This window comes from Parolsenella sp. (genome assembly GCF_982402205.1).
In genome coordinates this window covers 1-6,541 of sequence record NZ_CEVYAT010000088.1, presented here as the reverse complement: position 1 = coordinate 6,541, position 6,541 = coordinate 1, and the positions used below count along the sequence as shown (strand labels likewise).

General features: G+C 68.5%; 4 protein-coding genes. All 4 read right to left on the bottom strand.

Going from position 1 to position 6,541, the window contains the following annotated elements:
- Positions 1 to 31: 31 nt before the first annotated feature.
- Complete coding sequence (locus AC1VTH_RS05680) at positions 32 to 1,723, bottom strand: NAD(P)H-dependent oxidoreductase (protein ID WP_481335177.1); 1,692 nt, start codon at positions 1,721 to 1,723, stop codon at positions 32 to 34.
- A gap of 75 nt (positions 1,724 to 1,798) precedes the next feature.
- Positions 1,799 to 2,569, bottom strand: coding sequence for a mechanosensitive ion channel family protein (locus tag AC1VTH_RS05675; protein WP_481335176.1), 771 nt, complete (start codon positions 2,567 to 2,569; stop codon positions 1,799 to 1,801).
- 4 nt (positions 2,570 to 2,573) lie between these two features.
- Positions 2,574 to 5,291 (bottom strand): ATP-dependent helicase, encoded by a 2,718-nt coding sequence (locus tag AC1VTH_RS05670; protein ID WP_481335175.1) that lies wholly within the window; start codon positions 5,289 to 5,291, stop codon positions 2,574 to 2,576.
- Between the two features lie 189 nt (positions 5,292 to 5,480).
- Entirely contained in the window at positions 5,481 to 6,416 is a 936-nt protein-coding gene (locus AC1VTH_RS05665) for an undecaprenyl-diphosphate phosphatase (protein ID WP_481335173.1), read from the bottom strand.
- Positions 6,417 to 6,541 lie beyond the last annotated feature (125 nt).

Sequence of the window (6,541 nt, the reverse complement as noted above, 5' to 3'; positions counted from 1 at the left end):
CCGCCCCGGCACGGCCGATGCCCACGCTCCCCTAACCAAAGAACAGCTCGCGCAGCCCCTTGCCCGACGCCACCCAAGCGGGGTAGCGGCGCTCGAACCACACGGTGAACACGCCCATGAGCGCGGTTGCCACGTTGTTGACCACAGGCATCACCCAGCCCGCGACCATGCCGCCAAGAAGGGCCGTCCAGAGGGCGATGAGCAGGTAGAGCACGCCCCAGGCCATGGCGAGGATGCGGTTGGCCCGCATGAAGATGGGGTTGGCAAGCGCGTCGTCCCCACCGTAGCCGTACTTGACGTAGGCGGCGCACAGCGGCTCGGGCGTGACGCACGAGACGAGCCACAGGGCGCCAAAGGCCGCGTAGCTCGCCACACAGAGCGGCCACGTCAGCCCCGTGAGCAACATCAGCGCCGCAAAGCCACCCACAAGGCCAAGCGAGATGCGGTCATAGGCGCACAGGCGCCGGCGCATCTGGGCAAGCGGCAGCAGCGCGCAGACCGCTAGCGTCACGACCGGCCCCACGGCGCCGTCGATGCCGGTGGCCACCCACAGGCAGATCCAGGCAACGAGCATCGTGGCCATCGAGGGGGCACCCTCGCCCGTCTTGGCGCAGGGCGCGACGGGCTTGGCGGCAGCGCTCGCGGCGCCGGTGCCCGCTGCGCCACCGGTCTCCCCCGCCGTGGCGGGGGCGGATGCCGCGCCAAAGATGCGGTCCCAGCCCATCATGAGGTCGAAGTCGCCCTCGACGCTGTAGAGCCGCTGGGCCAGCGCCACGTCGCCACGGATCTCGCCGCGAGCGATGCGACACCACACGTCCCACGGGGTGTCGATGACGGTCGTGGGCTTGCGGAAGCCATCGGTCAGCACCGTCGAGCCCCGCTCGCCCAGCACCATCTGGTAGCTCACGCCGCGATCGCGGTAGCGAATCTCGACCACGCGGTCTGCCCCGTCCCAGGTGGCGGGGTTGTAGAGCGCCGCCATCTGCCTCGTGAAGGCGAGCATCTCGTCAGTGCGCTCGCCGCGCTCGTCCACGCCCCAGCTGGCGTTAGCCATCTGCTCGAAGGCCTCGCGCGGGTAGAGCGGGCGCGCCAGCTCGGCACGCGTGGCACGCGTAATGCCGCCCGCGGCGTACTCGCGACCGGCGCGCTCGACCACCTCGAGGTAGGCGTCGGTGCGCGCGGAGAGCTCGGGGATGGAGAAGAGCTCGCCCTGGCCGCAGAAGATGGCGTCCCAGGCGCCGCGTCCCGGCCAGTGGTCGAGGGCGCGCTCCACTGCGTCATAGTTCTTCTCGGCAGTATAGAAACCGCAGGTAGAGATTGCGACGAAGCGCGTGCTCGCCATCTCGGGGTAGCGAAGGGGATGGGCGCCGCTGCCGGTGGCGGCCGCGTCATCGGTCATGAACGGCAGGTTCATGGGCAGCTGGCGGTCGATCATGGTCTTGAGCGGCCCGGGCAGGTTGAAGTAGTACAGCGGGAAGCTCAGCACCACGAGGTCCGCCTCGCGCTCGAGCTCGATGACGCGGGCCATGTCGTCGTGGATGCAGCAGGTGCCGGGCGTGGCCTTCCAGCAGGCAAAGCACCCGCGGCACGGCTTGACGTCGAGCGAGCACAGGTCGAGGCGCTCGACCTCGGCCTCGCCAAGCCCGCGCACGAACGCGTCCGCGAGCCTGAGTGAGTTGCTCCGCCCGCCCTTGGGACTTGCGTTGATCAGCAGGACCTTCATCTGGTGCCCCTCCATCAGAGAACGGATGGTAGCTTCCAGTATCTCACGGCAACACGTGCGGGGCGCGGTGGCGCGCTACTCGCCCACGACGCTCGCGAGCCACTCCCTGCCCTCGACGCCTCGTATGAGCGCGTCGCTCGCAGCCAGCTTCGTGACGCCAGGGGCCATCTGCAGCGACACGGTGCACTGCACGCCATAGGCATCCGAGCCCGTGAAGAACACGCGACCCGGCGCACCCTCGCGCAACAGCCCCTCCATCTTGCCCATAACGCCGAGGATGTCTGCCTCCACAACCGAGAGGTCCGCGTTGTGAGAAACCGCGAGCAAGACGGGGCAATAGCCCTCGCTGCCAGGCGTGAGCTTCGTGAGCGCCGTCTTGTTGAGCACCGAGTTGGGGATGATCTGCTCGTCACCCAGGCGGTTACGCACGGTGGTGGCACGCCAGGTGACGTCGACGACCTCGCCCATGAAGCCGCCAACATCGACAAGGTCTCCGGGCTTCACCACGCGCCCCACCATGAGGCTGAGGCCCCCAATGAGGTTGGAGATCGTGTCCTGAAGACCCAGCGACAGGGCCAGGGACGTAATGCCCAGGGCCGTAACGAACGCCGTGGGGGCGATGCCAAAGACTGGCTGCATCACGGCGAGGATTGCGAACGCCCACACCACGCCGCGCGCAATGTTGACGAAGATGCTCGCGCTGGGCACCTCGGTAGCGTCGAGCGCCTTGCCCACCGCCCGGCTCACGACACGCGAGATGCCCGCCGCGACGGCAACGGCCACGGCAAGCAGGACGACGCGGCGTAGGAGTTCGCCGGTGGTCAGGCCAAAGATGACCGCCTCCATGGCGCTACCCCTCGACCTTCACGATGGGCGCGAAGCCCTTCATGAGCTTCTTGACCTTGCCCGTGCGCGTGAAGCGCACCTCGATGACGTCACCGGTGGCGGAGAGCACCACGCCCGGGCCAAACGTCTTATGCGAGACGTGGTCGCCGGCAACAAAGCCCTCGCTCGCCTTGGCGGCGTCGCGACGGATGCCGTGCGCCGGGTTGGAGGCAAACTCGTCCGCTGCGGCGGCAGCGGAGCGCGGGCGACCCGAACCAAACGAGGCCGGCTCGGACGGGGCGGAGCCAAACGTGCGGGGGCCGCCGACGCCGCGACCCAGCGCAGACAGCGGCAGGCCCGAGCCCGTGGGCACGCCTGTGCCGCGCGAGGGGGCAGGCGAGCCAGACCTGAACGACACGCCACCCCTGGCCTGGGCGTTTCCGCCCGCGGAGCGCGTGGCCGAGCCAAACACGGCGCCGCCGTAGGTGGCCGTGCCGCTGCCGTAGGTGCCGCGGCGGTCGCCGCGCTTCTCCCAGCCCACGCCCGAGAAGCCCTCGGAGCCCACACCCACGAGCTGGATGTCTGCCTCGGGGATCTCGCGCAGGAAGCGACTGGGCGGGTTGGCCGTCGTGGAGCCGTAGGTGCGGCGCGTCGCGGCGTAGGTGAGGAACAGCTCGCGCTCGGCGCGCGTGATGGCAACGTAGGCGAGGCGGCGCTCCTCCTCGACGCCCGCGGGGTCGTCCTCATGGCCGGCGTGGGGGAAGATCCCCTCCTCCATGCCCGCGACGAACACCACGGGGAATTCCAGGCCCTTGGCCGAGTGCACGGTCATCATTGTGACGGCGCTGGTGGAGCCCGCGAGCGCGTCGAGGTCGCTGCGAAGCGCCAGCCACTCCATGAAGGCGGGCAGCTTCTCGGCCGCGACCATCACGTTGGGGTCGACCGGCTGGGCGGGGGCCACGGCGCCGCCGGCCAGGCCCGGCGCGGCGTCGAGGGCGCCCGCCTCGCGCAGCTGCGCCAGGCTCTCGAGCGTCTCGGCGACGTCGTCGTGCGTCTCGTCGAACTCCTGGGCCACGCCTAGGAACTCGCGGATGTTCTCGACGCGACCGTCGGCCTCGACGGTGTGCTCGGCCTCGAGCGCCGCGATGAGCCCCGCGTCGTCGATGATCGACTCGACCACGCGCGCGAGCTCGCCGCTCTTGGCGCGGGCGCGCTCGATGACGCTCGTGAACTGGCCCAGCGCCGTGCGAACCTTGGCCGTGAGCAGACCCTCCTCGGCCACGCAGGCCTGGCAGGCGGCCAGGAACGGCATGCCGTGCGTGAGTGCGTAGCTCTGGATCTTCGCGACGCTCGTGGAGCCAATGCCGCGGCGCGGCGTGTTGACCACGCGCTGGGCGCTCACGTCGTCGGACGGGTTCACCACGAGCTTGAGGTAGGCCATGACGTCGCGGATCTCGGCGCGGTCGAAGAAGCGCGTGCCACCCACGATCTTGTAGGGAACGCCCGCGCGCAGCAGCATGTCCTCGAGGATGCGGCTCTGCGCGTTGGTGCGGTAGAAGACGGCCATGTCGTCATACGAGGTGCCGGCGTCGTGGGTCTTCTCGATCTGGGCGCCAATCCAGCGGCCCTCGTCGCGCTCGTCGCTTGCCTGGTAGGCCTGGACGAGCTCGCCGTCGCCGCGGCTCGTGTAGAGGCGCTTGGCCTTGCGGCGCGAGTTGTGCGCCACCACGGCGTTCGCGGCGTTGAGGATGTGGCCGGTCGAGCGGTAGTTCTCCTCGAGCTTCACGACCTTGGCGTCGGGATAGTCCTTCTCGAAGTCGAGGATGTTCTGGACGTCGGCGCCACGCCAGGAGTAGATCGACTGGTCGTCGTCGCCCACGACCATGAGGTTGCGCTCGCGGGCGGCCAGCATGTTGGTGATCTCGTACTGGACGTGGTTGGTGTCCTGGTACTCGTCGACGCTGATCTGCACGAAGCGGTCCTGGTACTTGGCCAGCACGTCCGGGTGGTCGCGCAGCAGCCTGTGCGCGTTGATGAGCAGGTCGTCGAAGTCCATGGCGTTGGCGCGCTCGAGGCGAACCTGCAGCTCGCGGTAGACGCGCGCGGCAGCCTGCAGGGGCGGCGTGTTGGCCATGCCCTCGAACTCGTCGGGCAGCACGAGGGCGTTCTTGGCGCTCGAGATGCGCGAGCGTATGCCGTTGATGGGGAACTGCTTTGGCTCGATGCCCAAGTCGCTCATGATCTGCTTGACGAGACGCTTGGAGTCATCGTCGTCATAGATGGTGAAGTTGGGGCGAAAGCCCAGCTTGTCTGCATCGTCGCGCAGAATGCGCACGCACATGGCGTGGAAGGTGCACACCCACATGCCGCGGGTGCCGCCCGGAAGCAGCGCCCCCAGGCGCTCGCGCATCTCGGCGGCCGCCTTGTTGGTGAAGGTGATGGCCAGAATCTGCCAGGGGCGCACACCCTCGTCGGCAATCATGTGGGCAATGCGGTAGGTGAGCACGCGCGTCTTGCCCGAACCGGCGCCGGCGAGCACGAGCAGGGGGCCGTGGGTGCACTCGGCCGCCTCGCGCTGGGCGGGGTTGAGGCCGGAGAGGTCGATCGTAGCGACCGGCGGCACGTAGCGCGGACGCGACGCGGCGACAGCGGGCGCGGCGGCAGCAGCGTTGGCGTCACCGGTGGCAAAGAGCGGCAACGTGAGGTCCTGCGCGGTCATCTTCCTTGGCGTTGGCTGCGTCATGCGAACTCCCCATCTTGGAACGGAAAGGCCAGTGGCCCCTTGGGTCACTGGCTAGTGTAATGGTCTATCGGGACAATAAAGTCGAACGCGCGTGCGGTTTCCCGCAGGCCCACCCGTGGGTCGCGCGACCTGCGGCAACGGGCTGGGCGCGGCGGCCACGCGGCCCGCACCCCTCTCGGGCGCCCCTCCCTAGGCCCGGCCTAGGGCCGGCGCAACCAGCAGGAAGTAGGCGAGCACCACGACGCCCAGCACGATGCGGTACCAGCCAAAGGCCTTGAAGTCGTACCTGCGCACGAAACCCGTGAGCCAGCGAATCGCCGCGAGTGACACCACGAAGGCCACGACCAGGCCCACGATCATGATGCCCCACTCGTTGGCGCCCATCGCCACGCCCTTGAGCATGAACTTCACGACCTTGAGCAGGCTCGCGCCGAACATCACCGGGATGGCGAGGAAGAACGTGAACTCGGCCGCCACCGCGCGGGTGCAGCCCAGAAGCAGGCCGCCGATGATCGTGGAGCCCGAGCGCGACGTGCCCGGCACGAGCGACAGCACCTGGAAGGCGCCTATGCCCAGCGCAGTCTTGTACGTGATCTGGTCGATGTTCGTGATGGTGCCAAAGTCGCTGCCCTGCTCGGCGGCGTCGGCGGCGACGCTGGCCGCGAAGTGGGCACCGCGCGGCCTGTCGAGGGCAAGCTCGGAGCGGCGGCGGGCACGCCAGTTCTCGATCACGATAAACGCGATGCCGTAGACGATAAGCGCCGCGGCCACCACGTAGGAGTTGTAGAAGTGCTCGTCCATGAAGTCGCTCAGGGGCACGCCCACCACCGCGGCGGGAATGCAGCCCACCACGATCTTGCCCCACAGGCTCCAGGTAGAGCGCCTGCCCTCGCGGCCCTTGCTCGGGCTAAAAGGGTTGAGCTGGTGGAAGTAGAGCACGCACACGGACAGGATGGCGCCCAGCTGGATGACCACGAGGAACATGTTCCAGAATTCCTCGGACACGTCGAGCTTCACGAACTCGTCGACCAAGATCATGTGGCCGGTCGAGGAGATGGGCAGCCACTCCGTGATGCCCTCGACTAAGCCGAGGAACGCACTCTTGATGAGGTCGAGGATGTTCATGCGGGCCTTTCTCGTGCGGGGCCAGGCGGCCGTGTCTTGCAGCAATCCATTATGCCGCGGGCGCGCGGGGCGGGGCCCTAAACGTTTCATTAACACAGGGATGGCATGGCGGGTGGCCGCCCTTC